This is a genomic window from Rhizobium sp. AAP43 (genome assembly GCF_001296045.1).
In the GTDB taxonomy this organism is placed as follows: Bacteria; Pseudomonadota; Alphaproteobacteria; order Rhizobiales; family Rhizobiaceae; genus Allorhizobium.
Genome location: NZ_LJHS01000041.1, coordinates 92,712 through 109,838 on the forward strand (window position 1 = coordinate 92,712; position 17,127 = coordinate 109,838).

Consider the following 17,127-nt stretch of genomic DNA (forward strand, 5'->3'; position numbering starts at 1 on the left):
GCCACCTCCTGACCGGTGGCGGGACCGTCCTTACTTTCGCTCAGCCGCATCTGCGGCTAGGCTCCGGGGAGATCGAGGGGACGTGATCACATGAACAGAATGGACGGCGCGGTGCTCGAAGCCGAGGGCATCACCAAGCGTTTCGCCAACCAGACGGCACTCGATGCCGTGAATTTTTCCCTGCGACGTGGCGAAGTGCATGCCCTGCTTGGAGAAAACGGCGCCGGCAAATCGACCCTCATCAAGATCCTGACGGGCGCCTATATTCCCGACGGGGGCGTGATCCGTCTGGACGGCGCACCCGTCTCCTTCACGACGCCGATGCAGGCCCAGTCGCTCGGCATCGGCACCGTCTACCAGGAGGTGAACCTCCTGCCGAACATGACGGTGATGGAAAACCTCTTCATCGGCCGCCAGCCAACTCGCTTCGGCCTGATCGACCGCAACACGATGGCACGCGCCGCGCGCGACATTCTCGCGCGCTACGGCCTCGACATCGACGTGCGCGCCGAGCTCTCCACCTTCTCCGTTGCGATCCAGCAGATCGTCGCCATCGCACGTGCCGTTGAACTGTCCGGCAAGGTGCTGATCCTTGATGAGCCGACCGCCAGCCTCGACCGCTATGAGGTGGAGAAACTTTTCGAAATCATCCGCAACCTGCGCGCCGATGGTCTCGCGATCGTCTTCATCACCCACTTCCTCGACCAGGTGTTCGAGCTCTCCGACCGCGTGACCGTGCTGCGCAATGGTAAGCTGATCGGCACAGAGCCGATCGCCAATCTCGACCGCACCCAGCTCGTGCGCATGATGCTCGGCAAGGATCTGGTCTTCCCCCATCACGACGTCGCCGGCGAAGAGGCGGAGGTTGGCGAGACGCTGATGTCCTTCCGCGACTTCGGCCTTGCGGGCAAGGTCCGCCCCTTCACGCTCGACATTCACAAGGGCGAAGTGATCGGCGTTGCCGGCCTGCTCGGCTCGGGCCGCACCGAAATGGCGCGGCTGATGTTTGGCGTCGATCAGGCCGACAGCGGCACACTCTCCATCGACGGCAAGACAGCCTATGTCGGTTCACCGCGCGATGCAGTCGAACTCGGCTTCGGTTTCTGCCCTGAAGATCGCAAGATCGATGGCATCTTCGGTGATCTCTCGGTGCGCGAAAACATCGTCATTGCGATGCAGGCGCGGCTCGGCTGGTTCCGGGCATTGAACCGTGATGAACAGCTTGAGATCGCCGGCAATTTCATCGAGGCCCTCGACATTCGCACAGCCTCTGCCGAACTGCCGGTCAAGCTCCTCTCCGGCGGCAACCAGCAGAAGGTCATCCTCGCCCGCTGGCTGGCCACCGATCCGCGCTTCCTCATCCTGGATGAGCCGACCCGCGGCATCGATGTCGGCGCCCATGCCGAGATCGTGCGGATGATCACGCGGCTTCGCGAAGACGGACTGGCGCTGGTCGTCATCTCCTCCGAACTCGACGAGATCGTCTCCTATTCATCCCGCGTCATCGTGATGCGCGACCGGGCCATGGTCGCGGAACTGCATGGCGCCGATATCACCCCTTCGGTCATCGTCCGCACCATCGCGGAACTGCCGATTGGAGAGCCGGCATGAAAACCAATCCCTTTCTGCGCCTGATGAAACCGCAGCTTTTTGCGCTGATCGGCATCCTGATCTTCAACTGGCTGGTCTTTCCCGGCTTCTTCGACGTAACCTGGCAGGACGGTCGGCTGTTCGGTAGCCTGATTGACGTCATCAATCGCGGTGCGCCGGTGGCGATCCTTGCCATCGGCATGACGGCGATCATCGCCACCAAGGGCGTTGATCTCTCCGTCGGCGCCGTCATGGCGGTGGCCGGTGCGGTTGCCGCCACCTGTGCGGTCTCCGGCCAGCCCCTGATCGTCACGCTTTTTGCGGCCCTTGCCGTTGGTGTTGCCTGCGGGTTGTGGAACGGCGCGCTTGTTGCCTTTCTCGGCATCCAGCCCTTCGTTGCAACGCTTGTGCTGATGGTCGCGGGGCGCGGACTGGCCCAGCTGATCACAGAAGGATCCATCGTCACCTTCTCCGATCGCGCCCTGATCTTCGTCGGCACCGGCTCGCTCTTTGGCCTGCCCATGCCCGCCGTCATCGCCTTCGTCCTGATGATCGCCGCGCATCTCTTGATGCGGCGAACGGCCCTTGGTCTCTTTGTCGAAGCGATTGGCACCAATCTTTCGGCGGCCAACTATACCGGCCTGCGCAGCCGCACCGTTATCCTTGCCATCTATGGTTTCGGCGGCCTTTGCGCCGGGATTGCCGGTGTCATCGTGGCGGCCGACATCCGGGGTGCCGACGCCAACAATGCGGGCCTTTGGCTCGAACTCGACGCCATTCTTGCCGTCGTGATCGGCGGGACTTCCCTGATGGGCGGCCGCTTCTCGATCCCGATGTCGGTGCTGGGTGCCGTGATCATCCAGGCGATGAACACCGGTATTCTCGTCTCGGGCTTCCCGCCGGAATTCAACCTGATCGTCAAGGCCGGCGTGATCATCCTCATCCTGGTGCTGCAATCCGACCGCATCGGCGAGATCTTCTCGCGCCGCATGGGTCAATCTAGGCTTACGGAAAAGACCCGATGAACCCGCGTTATCGCCCTCTCGTTGCCACCACCGTCATCTTCATCGTCGCCTATGCCATCTGCATCTTCCAGTATCCGGCGATGTGGTCGACGCGGGTGTTCGGCAACTTCCTTACAGACAACGCCTTTCTCGGCATTGCCGCCGTCGGCGCCACCTTCGTCATCATTTCAGGCGGCATCGACCTCTCCGTTGGCGCGGTGATCGGGCTCACCGGCGTGGTTACCGCCGTGCTGATCACCTGGTTCGGTCTGCACCCGCTCGCCGTCTTTGCCATCGTACTCGCCTTCTCCGCCGCCTTTGGTGCCGGCATGGGGGCTGCGATCCACTTCCTGCGCGTGCCGCCCTTCATCGTGACGCTGGCCGGCATGTTCCTGGCGCGTGGTCTCGCCTCGGTGCTGACGCAGGACTCGATCCCGATCAATCACGAGTTCTACAAGTTCGTCTCGACGCTTTACTACAAGCTGCCCGGCGGCGGACGGCTCTCTGCCATCGGTCTCCTGATGCTGACCGTCTTCCTCGTCTGTGGCTTCATTGCCCACAAGACCCGCTTCGGCTCCTATGTCTATGCCATCGGCGGCAACCCGACCTCGGCAGCTCTGATGGGCGTGCCCGTGGCGCGCACGACGATCGGCATCTATGCGCTCGGCTCCTTCCTCGGCGGCCTCTCCGGCATCGTCTATTCGCTCTATACCTCGGCCGGCTATCCTCTTGCGGCCGTTGGCATCGAACTTGACTCGATTGCAGCCGTGGTGATAGGCGGAACCCTGCTAACCGGGGGGTATGGCTTCATCTTCGGCACGCTGATCGGCGTGATGTTGCAGGGCCTCGTCCAGACCTATATCGTCTTCGACGGCACGCTCTCCAGCTGGTGGACCAAGATCGCCATCGGGTTTCTGCTGTTCATGTTCATCCTCCTGCAAAAGCTCGTCTTTAATGCCCAGGCTGGGCGGAAACGTCTGAAAAAGGGCACCGCATGAGTGAACCAGGGAGCCTGCTTCGCTCCCTTTCCGGACGCGTCGCGGCACGGAACTTTCATTCCCATGTGATCAATGAAATCGGCGTCGGGGTCATCTCGGGCCGATTTCCGATCGGCACGACCCTGCCCAATGATGCAGCCCTGATCGACGAATTCGGCGTCTCCCGCACCGTGTTGCGCGAGGCGCTGAAGACGCTTGAAGCCAAGGGCCTGCTGGAGGCGCGGCCAAAGGTCGGCACAAAGGTCGCCAAGAAGAGCCGCTGGAATCTCTTCGATCCGCAGGTGCTTGCCTGGCATCTGTCAGCCCCGCCGGACGAGGAATTCCTGCGAGGGCTTGCCGAAACACGCCAGGCGCTGGAGCCGATTGCTGCCGGCCATGCCGCCGAGCGGCGCACCGCCGACAATCTGCGCCTCATGCATTACTGGGTGCGGCAGATGGAAATGTCGCTCGATCAGCCGCTGAACTTCTGTCTCGCGGATTTCGAACTGCACCGCATCGTCGCCGATGCCTCGCACAATCCCTTCATGCGCGCGCTTTATGGCGTGATCGAGCTATCACACGCCTTTGCCTATCAGCGGGCTGTGGCCGCACCGCGTGAAGGCGAGCTTACGCCCTTCGTTCGGCTGCACCGCGATCTCGTTGACGCCATCGAACGCGGCAAGGCGCCGGATGCCCATGCAGCCATGCTAGGGCTGATCGACTTCGAAGCCGATTTCGCTGCCGCCGGCTGAGGGGCGAGACACCTCGCCCCTCCGTTTTCATCAGGAGGCGCGGCGCTCCGACGCCGCCGCGTCGCCGGCGGGAGAAAAGTCGAGCGGGAAGGACACTGCCTGACCCGTTTCTGCAGATTTTTGCGCAGCAAGCCCCATGGCGACGGCCCACCAGCCATCGTCAAGCGCGACCTCGACCGGCTGCTCACCCTGTGCCGCCTTCTGAAAACGCTGGTGCTGGTAGAAGGTCGAGCCATTGTGATCGCCGGCTTCGAGCAATTGCGGATCAACGGGAATCTCCACCATGCGCGGCCCCTTCGGATCACGCGGCGAAACGATTACCTGCGCCACCGGCGGTTCACCGAGATGCTCGGGCCAGAAGCGGCCCGGCCCCGGCACGTGGCATTCGATCTTGCCCTTCGGCCCAACGGCGGAAATCTCCTCCTGATAGCGGGCACCTTCGGCAAACATGCAAAGTTCCAGCATGGCCCGGGCACCGGAGGCGAAATCGACGATCACATAGGCATTGTCCCAGATGTCGGATCTCTGGCCACCATAGACCTCGTCAAGATGGTTCACCGATTGCCCGCCGGACGCCATGATCCGCACCGGATCGGATTTGAGGATATGCCGCATGAGATCGAAGAAGTGGCAGCATTTCTCCACCAGCGTGCCGCCGGTGTTGCGGTTGAAGCGGTTCCAGTCGCCGACCTTTTCCAGGAAGGGAAAGCGGTGCTCGCGGATGGTCAACATGCGGATACCGCCGGTGGCGTCCGCCGCTTCCTCGATCATCCGGGCAACGGGCGGCATGTAGCGATATTCCATCGCCACCCAGATCGGCGCGGGATAGGCAGCCCTGAGCGCTGCCAGGCGTGGCGCATCGGCGGGATCGGTGAACAGTGGCTTTTCCACCAGCACCGGCAGCGGCCTGATGGCAGCAATCTTTTCCAACTGCTCGAGATGCAAATAGTTGGGACTGGCGATCAGCAGGCAGTTGACCTCCTCGACTGCGAGCACCGCCTCGATGCTATCCACCAGTTTCGCCGAGGGCACGGCCTCCGCCGAGAGCGCCCGCATACCGGCATCCGGCTCGAAAATCGCAACCACTGCCGCATCCGGCAAAAGCGCGATATTGCGCAGGTGCTCCTGCCCCATCATGCCGCAACCGATGATCCCGTAGTTCAGTCTTACCACTCTTTCCTCCTCAGGCATGGGCGTTGGGGACTTGCTGCCGCCCCGTCATTTCAGGCGCGACACGTAGCGCGCCACGTCGTGGTCGAGCCAGGTGCGGGAGACTTCGGCGCGGGCGCCCTCCTGGTCCTGGCTGATGCGTTGAATATGGGTGACGGGCGCGCGCACAGGCTGACCAAAGGCCGCCGGCGCCCAGTCGGGCACGTGGTCGAGACCGATCTGATCCTCGGCGCGCGCAATCCAGAGAGACAGCTTGGTCCGGTAGAAGAGGTAAAGCGATTCCGACACGGCCTCAGTGTCGATCCGGTCGATATAGGCGCCGTCCAGCCAGATCTCTTCCAGCGCTGCCGGCTTGCCGGACAGCCGGCGCAGGCGGCGGATACGGTGGGCTTCGTCGGACGACCCGAAGGCCGGCAGATCTGCGGGCTTAGGCAGGCGATCGATCGAGAGGATCTCGGCTGTCGGCAATCCGCCGCCGCCGAGCAGTTCCAGCCGGAACATCGCATAAACAGACTGCGGGTCTGACAGTGCCCGGATATAGTTCCCCGAGCCCTGAACGCGCTCCAACAGGCCCCGGCGCTGCAGCTCCGCCAGCGCCTTGCGCAGAGTGCCAACGGCAATGCCCAGTTCTTCGGCCATGTCGCGCTCGGGTTTCAGCTTTTCGCCATCGATCAGGCGTCCGGCCGCAATGTCGCGCACCAGCAACTCGGCGATCTGCACGTAAATGGGAAGGCTTCCGGGGGCGGCTGTCATGGATCCGGCGGGGTCAGTGTTGCGGTTTCATCGCGTTGAGAAAAAATTGATACACTATTGATCTACATCAAATCGGGTGCTACGCAAGAGGAAAGTTGGTAAGTGGAGGAGCACACCATGACTGTCGTACCCGTCACATCGGCCGATCTTGATGGCGCGGAAGTGTCGTGGTTTGCAGCGCTCTGCTCTGACGATTATCAGTTTCTGGGCGTGCCGGATGGCGACCTTCGTTCCAGCTTCGAGCACTGCTCGGATATCGTGCAGAAGGCCGAACAGCTGGGCTTCCGCAACATCCTTTGCCCATCCTCCTATCAGGTCGGACAGGACACGCTGAGCTTCGTTGCCGGTTGCGCGCCGATCACCTCCAAGATCAACATGCTGGCCGCCATTCGCTGCGGCGAGATGCAGCCGATCATGCTGGCCCGCACGGTTGCCACTCTCGACCACATGCTCAAGGGCCGGTTGACGCTCAACGTCATCAGCTCGGATTTTCCCGGCGAAGTGGCCGACAGCGCCTTTCGCTACAAGCGCAGCCATGAGGTCGTCGAGATCCTGCGTCAGGCCTGGACGCGCGACACCATCGATCATGAGGGCGAGGTCTACCAGTTCAAGGGCGTGTCCACCGAACCCGCCCGCCCTTATCAGCAGAATGGCGGCCCCCTCCTCTATTTCGGCGGCTACTCGCCCGACGCGCTCGAACTCTGCGGCGCGCAATGCGACGTCTATCTGATGTGGCCGGAAAAGAAGGAGCAGCTGGCCGAGCGGATGAAGGCCGTGCATGCGAGGGCGGAGGCCCATGGCCGCACACTGGATTATGGTCTGCGCGTGCACATGATCGTCCGCGACACCGAGAAGGAAGCGCGCGAATACGCTGATTACATCGTCTCGAAGCTTGATGATGAATATGGCAAGTTGATCCGCGAACGGGCGCATGACTCGATCTCGCTCGGCGTTGCCCATCAGGCCCGAGCCCGCGAACTCGCCGACCAGTTCGGCTATATCGAGCCGCATCTGTGGACCGGCATCGGTCGCGCCCGCTCCGGCTGTGGTGCCGCGCTCGTCGGCTCGACCGACCAGGTGCTGTCGGAACTCGAATCCTACCGCAAGATGGGCATCCGTGCCTTCATCCTCTCCGGTTATCCGCATATCGATGAGGCCGTGCATTTCGGCACAAAGGTGCTGCCGCAACTGGACACCGTCTCTCTTCCGCATATCTACGGTCGCGTGCCGTCCGAAATGCCGGCCACCCCTCTTGGAAATGGAGTTCGCCGCTGATGCAGCGCGTCAATCTTACCCCCGACCTCACCTTCAGCCGCCTCGTTTACGGCATGTGGCGCATCGGCGACGATGCCGACACCTCGCCCGCCCATGTCCAGGCCAAGATCGAGGCCTGCCTTGCCCAGGGCATCACGACCATGGACCAGGCCGATATCTATGGCGGCTACACGGCCGAAGCTGTGCTCGGCGGTGCACTGAAAGCCTCGCCCGGCCTGCGTGACAAGCTCGAGATCGTGACGAAATGCGATATCGTGGCACCCGTCGGTCGCCATTCGTCTGCCCGCGTCAAATATTACGACACCTCGGCTGCCCACATCACCGCCTCGGTCGAAGCCTCGCTCACCGACATGGGCACGGATCACATCGATCTGCTGCTCATTCACCGCCCTGATCCGCTGATCGATCCGGATGAGACTGGTCCTGCCCTCGACGCGCTTATTGCATCCGGCAAGGTGCGCGCCGTCGGCGTGTCCAACTTCCGCCCCTGGGACTTCTCGCTTTTGCAGTCCTCGATGGAAAACAATCTGGTCACCAACCAAATTGAGCTCAGCCTTCTTGCCACCGACGCCTTCGTCAATGGCGACCTTGCCTATATGCAGGAGCGCATGGTGCCGCCAATGGCCTGGTCGCCGCTCGGTGGCGGTCGTCTGTTCGACGGTTCGAAGCCGGAACTGATGGCAGCTTTGAAGCGCATCGGTGCAGAACAGAGTGTTGACGAGACGGCTGTTGCCGTTGCTTGGCTGCTCCGTCATCCCTCTGCCATCCTGCCGGTCATGGGCACCAATGCGCTGGAGCGGATCGCCAAGATCGCCGATGCCTTGACTGTCGAGATCGACCGCCAGACCTGGTTTGAGCTTTATACATTGGCCATCGGTCGCGAGGTCGCCTGATGATGGCCGCGGACCTTTCGCGACACAGCACTGAAGCGATCTTCGCGCCAGAGGCGGAAAACCACCGCGCCTATCGCAATGCGCTTGGCAGCTTCACCACCGGGGTGACGGTGGTGACGGCTGTCAGCGCCGACGGACCGATTGGCATGACGGTCAACAGCTTTGCCTCGGTCTCGCTCGATCCGCCGCTGGTGCTCTGGTCGCCGGCCAAGAGCTCGTCCAAACACGCGGCTTTTGCGGGCGCGCATCACTACGCCATCCATGTGCTCGGCGCTGATCAGGATCACCTGAGTTCAGCCTTCACGCGGGGGGGCGCGGGCTTTGACGGGCTGGAGGTGGAAATCAATCCGCAGGGCGTCCCGGTTTTGCCGGGCACGCTTGCGCGGTTCGAATGCGTGCAGCAGGCGCTGCATGATGCCGGTGATCACACGATCATCATCGGCAAGGTGTTAAGGGTTGCACATCGGCAGGGAGAACCGCTGTGCTTCTCGGGAGGACGTTTCGGCCGCTTCGCGGTCTGAACGGTCATATTGGGAGGAGATCGTCGGTGCATTTCACAATGCAGCGGGCGGACAATCGAAGATGTTCGGTAAAAACGGGCTCGGTGGAGAAATTTGCTCCGATCGGGCTTCAAACTGGAACAACCGTCTTTGCGTCGCAAAGACTTGTCTTCGATAGTCGCCCGCAATTGACCGATGATAAGTGACGGGTGGAGACATGAATTCAATCGCATACCTGACCCATCAATTCGGCCGGCTCAATGCCGCCCTTTTGACGGTCGGGCTCTGGCTCGGTGCCGGCGCCCTCGGCATCATGCTGTTCTTCATGCTGATGCAGGTCTTCTTCCGCTACTTCCTCGGCAATGCACTGGCCTGGAGCGAGGAAGCCTCGCGCTTCCTGATGCTGTGGATGACCGGTCTTATGGTGCCGACCGCCTTCCGTCAGGGTGGTTTCGTTGCCATCGGCATGATTGTCGACCACCTGCCCCGCCTCCTCGCCGACGTCATCGCCCTTGCTTTCCTCCTGCTCAGTGCTGTCCTGCTGTTCGTCGGCATGCGTATCGGCTGGTCGGAAGTGACCGGCATTGGCGGCCGTTTCGCCATGTCGGCCATCGCCATTCCGACGTCCCTTGACCTGTCCACCTGGATGAAAATCCCGCGTGGCTGGATGATGGCCTCGCTTGCCACCGGCATCACGCTGATGTTCGTCGTCAATATCGAACTCATCCTTCGCGCCATCGTCAATCTTTTCGGGGAACGGCTGGCGCCGATCCCGATCGCCGGGCAGTTGGGAGCCGAATGATGCTGAGCCTGTTCCTCCCCCTCTTCGTTGCTTTCCTGCTCTTCGGCCTGCCAATCGTCTTCGGCCTGATCGCGGCCCCCGCCATCCTGCTCTGGATGAACGGCCAGGAGCGCGACATCGTGCTGCTCTACCGCAACATCTATGCCGGGATGGACAGCTTCCCGCTGATGGCCATTCCCTTCTTCATGCTGACTGGCGAACTGATGAACCGCGCCGGCATCACCCTTCGGATCGTCCACTTCGCCCAGGCCATGGTCGGCCACATGCGCGGCGGTCTTGCCCAGGTCAACGTCGTCGACTCCATGATGTTTGCCGGCATTTCCGGTTCTGCCGTCGCCGACGTCTCGGCGCTTGGCGCCATGCTGATCCCGGCCATGGAGAAGGAGGGCTATACACGCCGCTTCGCCGCGGGCATTACCGCCGCCTCTGCCATCATCGGGCCGATCATCCCGCCCTCGGGCATCATGATCATCTATGCCTATGTCATGGGCGAGAGCGTTGCGGCCCTCTTCCTCGCCGGCATCGTGCCGGGCATCCTGATCGGCATCAGCCTGATGGTGATGATCCGCCTCATGGCCGATCACTACGATCTTCCGGCGGCCACCAAACGCGCCTCCTGGCGTGAGCGCGGCCGGGCCATGATCGGCGCCTTCTGGCCGTTGCTCACCCCCGTCATCATCATGGGTGGCATTCTGGGCGGCGTCTTCACCCCGACGGAAGCCGCAGCGATTGCCGCCGGCTATGCCTTCTTCCTCGGCCTGTTCGTCATCGGCACGCTTGAATACCGCGACATTCCCGGCATCCTGATGCGGGCCGCCATGACCTCCGCCGTCGTGCTGCTGCTGATTGGCGCCGCGATGGCCTTCAAGACCGTTGCTTCATTGGCTCACACGCCTGAAATGCTGGCCGACATTTTCCTAAGCCTCAGCGACAATCCGCTGGTTCTGCTCTTGCTCGTCAACATTCTGCTGTTTGTCGTCGGCATGTTCCTCGATGCCGGGCCGGCGATCATCGTGCTTGGGCCGATCCTCGGGCCGATCTTCACCCAACTCGGCGTGGACCCGGTCCATTTCGCGATCATCATGGTGGTTAACCTGACGGTCGGCCTGCTGACGCCACCCATGGGCCTTGTGCTCTTCGTCACGTCCTCGGTCTCCGGACTGAAGGTTGAGACCGTCGCCCGGGCCGTCATGCCATTCCTCTTGGCGGAGATCGTGGTGATCTTCCTGATCACCTATTTCCCCGCCTTGACACTCACCGTCCCGCGCCTTGCGGGCTTTGTCGACTAACTTTTAAAACGGGAGGTAACGATATGCTCAAGTCCATGTTCAAGACCCTGCTGCTTGCCAGCGCGCTGACGATTACCGGCGTGGCCCAGGCCGCAGACATCACACTGCGTGCCACGGCCAATTCCAACGAGAATGACGAGGACTATGACGGCCTCGTCGTCTTCAAGAACTACATCGAAAACGCCTCGAACGGCGCGATCGCCGTCGAGATCTTCATGGGTACGCAGCTTTGCGCCACCGGTGAGGAATGCCTGCAGGGCATCGCCGACGGATCGCTTGACGTCTATATCTCGACATCGGGCGGTGCTGCCGGCCTTTTCCCGTACATCCAGGTGCTCGACCTGCCCTATCTGATGAGCGACGACCGCGTAGCGGAAGCCGTGCTCACCGGCGACTTCCCGCGCAAGCTGCGTGAGCGTGCGCTTGCCGACAGCGACAACAAGATCCGCCTGATGACGATCGGCAATACCGGCGGCTGGCGCAATTATGCCAACACCAAGAAGACGGTGAAGACGCCCGAGGACCTCAAGGGCCTGAAGATGCGCACCGTGCCGGCCGACCTGCCGCAGCAGGCTGCGACCGCCGTGGGCGCTGCCCCCACCCCGATCCCGTGGCCGGAACTCTTCACCTCGCTGCAGACAGGCGTTGTCGAAGGTACCGCAAACGGCATCACCGACATCATGTCGATGAAGTTCCCGGATGCCGGCCTCAAATACCTGACGCTTGATGGCCACAGCTACATGGGCGCCTTCTGGTGGATGTCGAACGACCGCTTCACCAGCCTGACGCCGGAGCAGAAGCAGATCGTCGTCGACGGCTTTGCCGCCCTGCAGCAGGCGACCTTTGCCTCGCCGAAGCGCAAGGAAATCGCCGCCTATCAGGACTTCGCCAAGGCTGGCGGTGAGATCTACGTTCCGACGCCGCAGGAGAAGGAAGCCTTCAAGGGCGCGGTCGCCCCGGTCTTCGACTGGTTCAAGGGCAATGTGACCGGTGGTGCCGAGGTGTTCGACCAGTTCACGGCAGCTGTCGCCGAGGCGCAGAAAAAGGTCGATGCCGAGCGCGCTGCCGAGCTCAACTGACCGCATGATCGGGATGCGCGGGCCACCCGCGCATCCTCTCTTTCGTCGCAGATCCCGACGCGACTGCTGAGCGCCGCCGCGCCCCTTTCACAGGTGTTCCATGTCCATGCCTTCCCCCCCCCCGCCGCAGTCGTGGCGGGACAGGTCCTTTGCGTCTTTCGCAGATGGCTGGCGCCGCCGTTTCCCCGGCGCTTCGGTGACGATCCTGATCGCGCTCGCTTCGGCTTTTCTGTCGGAGCATTACGGCGCGCCAGCCATGCTGCTTGCGATCCTGATCGGGCTCGCCCTGCATTTCCTCGCCGAAGATCCGAAGACGGCCGATGGGCTCGACTTCGCCTCCCGCGCCGTGTTGCGGCTGGGCATTGCGCTTCTCGGGCTCCGCGTGAGTGTCGCCATGTTTGCCGAGCTTGGCGCCGCGGTGATCATGATGATCGTCGCCTCGGTGGTGCTGACCATCCTCTTCGGTCTCCTGGCCTCGAAGCTCTCAGGCCAGGGCGGCGGCTTCGGTTTCTTGACCGGCGGTGCCGTTGCCATCTGCGGCGCTTCGGCCGCCATGGCGATTTCAGCTGCACTCGGCGGCGCGCGTGACAAGGAGGCCGATCAGCAGATGGTCTTTGCCGTCATTGGCGTCACCATGCTCTCGACGCTCGCCATGATCTTCTATCCCATCCTCGCCAGTCAGGCCGGTCTTGATGACCATGCCACCGGCATCTTCCTCGGCGCCACCATCCATGATGTGGCCCAGGTCGCAGGGGCAGGCTTTTCCGTCTCCGTCCCGGCCGGCGAAACCGCCGTCTTCGTCAAGCTGATCCGGGTCACCATGCTGGCCCCGGTGGTGCTCGTCGCAGCCCTTGCCTTTCGCCGGGGCATTTCCGATCCGCAGATGCGTAGGCCGCCGCTGTTGCCCGGCTTTGTGGTCGCGTTTCTGGTTCTCGCCACGCTCAATTCGCTTCTGACCATTCCGCCGATCATTGGCGAGGTTGCCGGTTCCGTCTCGCGATGGGCATTGCTGGTCGCGATTGCTGCCGTTGGGGTCAAGACCTCGCTGCCGGATGTCTTCCGCATCGGCGGGCGCGCCATTGTTCTCCTCATCTCGGAAACGGTTTTCCTCGCTCTTCTCGTGCTGGTCACGCTTCTGGTCCTGAAGCTCTGATCAGCGCAGGAAAGCGCGAAAGCGCCGCAGCGAAAGGACGAAGAAGACGGCGGCAATCGCCGCCAGCGCCAGGATCTGCGGCCAGACCACGTCGAGACCGGCATTCCGGAACAGGACTGCCTGAGCCATGATGACGAAATGCGTGTTGGGGGCCGCCGACATGATCCACTGGATCACATCCGGCATGCTTTCACGCGGTGTCATCCCACCCGAGAGGATCTGGAGGGGCAGAAGCACCAGCATCAGCAGCAGACCGAATTGCGGCATGGAGCCCGCGACCGTGGCAAGGAAGATGCCCATGCAGGTCGCGGCGACCAGTTGCAGTGCTGCACCGAGAAGAAACAGCACCATCGAACCCTGAAGCGGCACATCAAGCGCGCCCTGCACCACGACAAACAGCGAATACATGGTCGCCAGCAGCACGACCAGACCCATGGACCAGACCTTGCCGAGCATGATTTCCGTCGGGGTGACCGGCATGACCAGCAGATGCTCGATCGTGCCATGTTCCCGCTCCCGGATGAGGGCAGCCCCCGTCAGGATGATCGAGAGCATGGTGACGGTCGAGATCACCTCGTTGATTGCGCCGAACCAGGCCTGCGACAGTTCCGGATTGAAACGCGCCCTGAGCGATAGCTGCACCGGGGCTGGCGCCAAGCGCTCGCCGCGATCGACGAAGGCGTCGATTTCACCGCTGACGATCTCCTGAATGTACCGGCCACCGGAGAAAGCTTGCGTCATCCGCGTGGCGTCGACGTTGAGCTGGATCGATGGCGCCTTGCCGGCCAGAAGGTCGCGCTGGAAATTGGGCGGGATGTCGAGAACGAATGTGTCGAGGCCAGCATTCATGCGTTGATCCATCACGCTGGGATCAATCAGTTTCGGGGTCAGGAAATGCGGCGGATAGAACGCATCCACGATACGGGCCGACAGCGGCGAGCGATCCTCATCGACGATGGAGATCGCCGCCTTGTTCAGGCTCTCCGGGGCCGCGGTTGCGGCGGTGTAGATGTTCAGCGTGAAGGCATAGACGATCAGCAACAACAGGGCGGGGTCCCGCGCCAGCCCGCGCAACTCTTTGATGCCGAGATTGAGAATATTGGCGAGCTTCATCGTCAGTCCGCCTGTTTCTTGAGGAGAAGCGCCCCTGTCATCAGAAGCGCCGGGCCGGTTGCACTGAGGATCAGCAGTTCCGTGCCAAGATCCGAGAAGGCGAGCGCCTTGGAAAAGACGCCGCGGGAAATCGTGACAAAGTGGCTCGCCGGAAAGACGGCACCAATCATAGCGCCTGCGCCCTGCAAGGCCGAGACCGGATCGAGCATGCCGGAAAACTGCACCGAGGGGATGATCGTGGCGAGTGTCGTTGCAAAGATTGCAGCGATCTGGCTGCGCATGAAGGTCGACAGGAGCAGGCCGAGCGCGGTGGATGCGAAGACGTAGAAAAAGGCCCCGAGCGTCAGCGCCGGGATGCTTCCCGTCAGTGGCACCTGAAAACCGAAGAGGGCAAAACCTGTCAGGATCAGGAAATTGAGCATGGCAATTCCGAGATAGGGCAATTGTTTGCCGAGCAGGAATTCCAGCCGCGTGACCGGCGTGACATAGAAATTGATGATCGAGCCCAGTTCCTTTTCGCGAACGACACTCAGAACCGACAGCATGGCCGGGATCAACATCAGGAGAAGCGGAATGACCGCAGGCACCATGGAGACGAGACTCGAGAGATCGGGATTGTAGCGATAGCGTAGCTCAAGGCCGAACCGCCCGGTCACGGCCGTATCGCCATAAGCTTCTCTGATCTTGCGGGCGAGCCAGGTCGCGTGCATGCCCTGCACATAGCCGGAGACCGTCTCTGCTCGCGACGGCATTGCCCCGTCGATCCAGGCACCGACTTCGACCGTCATGTCGCCACGGGCGATGTTCCGACCAAAACCCGCCGGGATTTCGATCGCCAGATTGATCTCGCCGGCACGCATGCGCGCATCCAGTTCGGCGTGATCGCGGATCGGCGGACGCTCGATGAAGTAGCGCGAACCAGCGATTTCCTGAACGTAATCGCGGCTGGTCACCGTGTCGTCCCGGTCCAGCACGGCAAAGGTCAGGTCCTGAACGTCGAGATTGATTCCGTAACCGATGACGAACATCAGGATCAGGCTGCCGATCAGCGCAAGCGTCGCGCGGATCGGGTCACGGCGAAGCTCCAGTGCTTCCCGCCCGCTATAGGCGAGGAGACGCCGCAGGTCGATGACGCGGTGCGCATTGCCGGGCACTGTGTTTGTCAGAGACGGAGCCTGCGCTGCCGGCACGGCGGCTGGGCCGGGTTTGTCGCCGCCCTCCCCGATCGCCTCTTCCAGATAGCTGATGAAGGCTTCGTCGAGACTGTTCGATTGCCGGCTCTCAATGATCGCCTGCGGCGTGTCGGTAACCAGCACCCGGCCGGCATGCATCAGCGAAATGCGGTCGCAGAGCATGGCCTCGTTCATGAAATGGGTCGACACGAAAATAGTCACGCCATCGCCACGCGACAGGTCGGAAAGGATCTGCCAGAAGGCGTCTCGCGCCACGGGATCGACACCCGATGTCGGCTCGTCGAGGATCAGGATATCGGGGCCATGGATCATCGCAACGGCCAGCGACAGCCGCTGGCGCATGCCAAGTGGCAATGCCTCAGGCCATTCGTCGAGCACGGCCTCCAGCCCGAAACGGCCGGCCATGTCAGCCAGTCGTGGTCCGATCCCCGCTTCGTCCATGCCGAACAGACGGCCGTGCAGTTCCAGGTTCTGCCGCACGGTCAATTCGCCATAAAGCGAGAAGGCCTGGCTCATATAGCCCACCCGCCGCCGCATATCGATATCGCGCGGATCAACCGCATGACCGAAGACTTCCGCACGGCCTTGGCTTGCGGCAAGAAGACCTGTGAGCATCTTCATCGTCGTCGTCTTGCCGCAGCCGTTGGACCCCAGAAATCCGAAGATCTCGCCGCGCGGGATTTCGAAGCTGACATCGTCGACCGCGGTGAATTCGCCGAAGCGCATGGTCAGGTGATCCGCACGGATCGCGATGTCAGCCTCATGCCCGTCCGCTCGCTTGGGAATGGCGACAGGCGCGTGGCGCCCGCGCTTGTCTTCCGGCAGAAGCGCGATGAAGGCAGTATCAAGCGACATGGTTCCGGTTTTCGCCATGAGCTCGGCCGGCGTCCCCGTGTCGAGGATGCGCCCGCCATCCATGGCGACCAGCCAGTCAAAGCGTGCAGCCTCCTCCATATAGGCGGTCGCCACGATCACGCTCATGCCGGGACGCGTGGCGCGGATACCCTCGATCAGCTGCCAGAACTGCCGTCGCGACAGAGGGTCAACGCCGGTGGTCGGCTCGTCGAGGATCAACAGGTCCGGATCATGGATCAGAGCGCAGCAGAGCCCGAGCTTCTGCTTCATTCCGCCCGAAAGCTTGCCGGCCGGTCGATCGGCGAAGGGCAAGAGGCCCGTGCTTTTCAAAAGCGCTGCGATCCGCGTCTCGCGCTCGATGCGGTCCTGCCCGAACAGCCGTCCGAAAAAATCGGCATTCTCGAAGACCGAAAGCGTCGGATACAGATTCTTGCCCAGCCCCTGCGGCATATAGGCGATCAGCGGGCATGTGCGGTTGCGGTGGCGTGCCGTCGCCATGTCGCCTCCGAGCACCTCGACATGACCGGACTGGATTTTGCGCGCCCCTGATATCAGCGATAACAGGCTCGACTTGCCGACCCCATCCGGCCCGATCAGGCCGACCATTTGACCCGCCGGAATGGTCAGCGTCACGGAATCGAGGGCGCGTGTCTTGCCATAGGCGAGACTGACCCCTTCGATCCGTGCCACATCGCGCGGCTGGCTCATGTCGCTTGGCAGACCATTCAT

The 17,127-nt window shown here is 62.3% G+C and carries 15 protein-coding genes; 11 read left to right on the top strand and 4 right to left on the bottom strand.

Annotated features, from left to right (window positions below):
* Positions 1-99 precede the first annotated feature (99 nt).
* The 4 genes from IP76_RS18615 to IP76_RS18630 are packed head-to-tail and all read left to right on the top strand — an operon-like array spanning position 100 to position 4,323.
* Positions 100-1,611, top strand: coding sequence for a sugar ABC transporter ATP-binding protein (locus IP76_RS18615; protein ID WP_245281509.1), 1,512 nt, complete (start codon positions 100-102; stop codon positions 1,609-1,611).
* Positions 1,608-2,615, top strand: a complete 1,008-nt coding sequence (locus IP76_RS18620) for an ABC transporter permease (protein WP_054159736.1) — start codon at positions 1,608-1,610, stop codon at positions 2,613-2,615. Before IP76_RS18615 ends, IP76_RS18620 begins: the two co-directional genes overlap by 4 nt.
* Positions 2,612-3,592 (top strand): galactofuranose ABC transporter, permease protein YjfF, encoded by a 981-nt coding sequence (gene yjfF / locus IP76_RS18625; protein WP_054159737.1) that lies wholly within the window; start codon positions 2,612-2,614, stop codon positions 3,590-3,592. The genes IP76_RS18620 and yjfF overlap by 4 nt, the downstream gene beginning before the upstream one ends.
* Complete coding sequence (locus IP76_RS18630; RefSeq protein WP_054159738.1) at positions 3,589-4,323, top strand: FadR/GntR family transcriptional regulator; 735 nt, start codon at positions 3,589-3,591, stop codon at positions 4,321-4,323. The genes yjfF and IP76_RS18630 overlap by 4 nt, the downstream gene beginning before the upstream one ends.
* 30 nt (positions 4,324-4,353) lie before the next feature.
* Here the strand turns inward: IP76_RS18630 and IP76_RS18635 are convergent, their stop codons facing one another.
* A complete protein-coding gene (locus IP76_RS18635; RefSeq protein ID WP_197278381.1) occupies positions 4,354-5,496 on the bottom strand; it encodes a Gfo/Idh/MocA family protein in 1,143 nt (380 codons plus the stop codon).
* A gap of 45 nt (positions 5,497-5,541) precedes the next feature.
* Positions 5,542-6,246 carry a GntR family transcriptional regulator gene (locus tag IP76_RS18640; protein ID WP_054159739.1) on the bottom strand — a complete coding sequence of 235 codons (705 nt, stop codon included), beginning with the start codon at positions 6,244-6,246 and terminating at the stop codon, positions 5,542-5,544.
* 117 nt (positions 6,247-6,363) lie between these two features.
* Here IP76_RS18640 and IP76_RS18645 point away from each other — a divergent pair, with 117 nt between their 5' ends.
* The 7 genes from IP76_RS18645 (at position 6,364) to IP76_RS18675 (ending at position 13,237) form a co-directional block, all read left to right on the top strand.
* On the top strand, positions 6,364-7,521 hold the full coding sequence (locus tag IP76_RS18645; protein WP_054159740.1) for an LLM class flavin-dependent oxidoreductase: 1,158 nt from the start codon (positions 6,364-6,366) through the stop codon (positions 7,519-7,521).
* Complete coding sequence (locus IP76_RS18650) at positions 7,521-8,414, top strand: aldo/keto reductase family oxidoreductase (protein ID WP_054159741.1); 894 nt, start codon at positions 7,521-7,523, stop codon at positions 8,412-8,414. Before IP76_RS18645 ends, IP76_RS18650 begins: the two co-directional genes overlap by 1 nt.
* Entirely contained in the window at positions 8,414-8,935 is a 522-nt protein-coding gene (locus tag IP76_RS18655; RefSeq protein ID WP_054159742.1) for a flavin reductase family protein, read from the top strand. Before IP76_RS18650 ends, IP76_RS18655 begins: the two co-directional genes overlap by 1 nt.
* Before the next feature lie 196 nt (positions 8,936-9,131).
* The gene (locus IP76_RS18660) at positions 9,132-9,716 is read left to right on the top strand and encodes a TRAP transporter small permease (protein WP_054159743.1); all 585 of its coding nucleotides are present in this window, start codon (positions 9,132-9,134) and stop codon (positions 9,714-9,716) included.
* Complete coding sequence (locus IP76_RS18665; protein ID WP_054159744.1) at positions 9,716-11,005, top strand: TRAP transporter large permease; 1,290 nt, start codon at positions 9,716-9,718, stop codon at positions 11,003-11,005. The genes IP76_RS18660 and IP76_RS18665 overlap by 1 nt, the downstream gene beginning before the upstream one ends.
* 23 nt (positions 11,006-11,028) lie before the next feature.
* Positions 11,029-12,084, top strand: a complete 1,056-nt coding sequence (dctP, locus tag IP76_RS18670) for a TRAP transporter substrate-binding protein DctP (protein ID WP_054159745.1) — start codon at positions 11,029-11,031, stop codon at positions 12,082-12,084.
* Positions 12,085-12,190: 106 nt separating this feature from the next.
* Positions 12,191-13,237, top strand: a complete 1,047-nt coding sequence (locus IP76_RS18675; protein ID WP_156318639.1) for a YeiH family protein — start codon at positions 12,191-12,193, stop codon at positions 13,235-13,237.
* Here IP76_RS18675 and IP76_RS18680 read toward each other — a convergent pair whose 3' ends face one another.
* Both IP76_RS18680 and rbbA read right to left on the bottom strand, forming a co-directional pair.
* Positions 13,238-14,350: an ABC transporter permease gene (locus IP76_RS18680; protein ID WP_054159747.1), complete on the bottom strand. Its 1,113-nt coding sequence runs from the start codon at positions 14,348-14,350 to the stop codon at positions 13,238-13,240. It abuts the gene before it with no gap.
* 2 nt (positions 14,351-14,352) lie between these two features.
* A complete protein-coding gene (rbbA, locus tag IP76_RS18685) occupies positions 14,353-17,127 on the bottom strand; it encodes a ribosome-associated ATPase/putative transporter RbbA (protein ID WP_054159748.1) in 2,775 nt (924 codons plus the stop codon).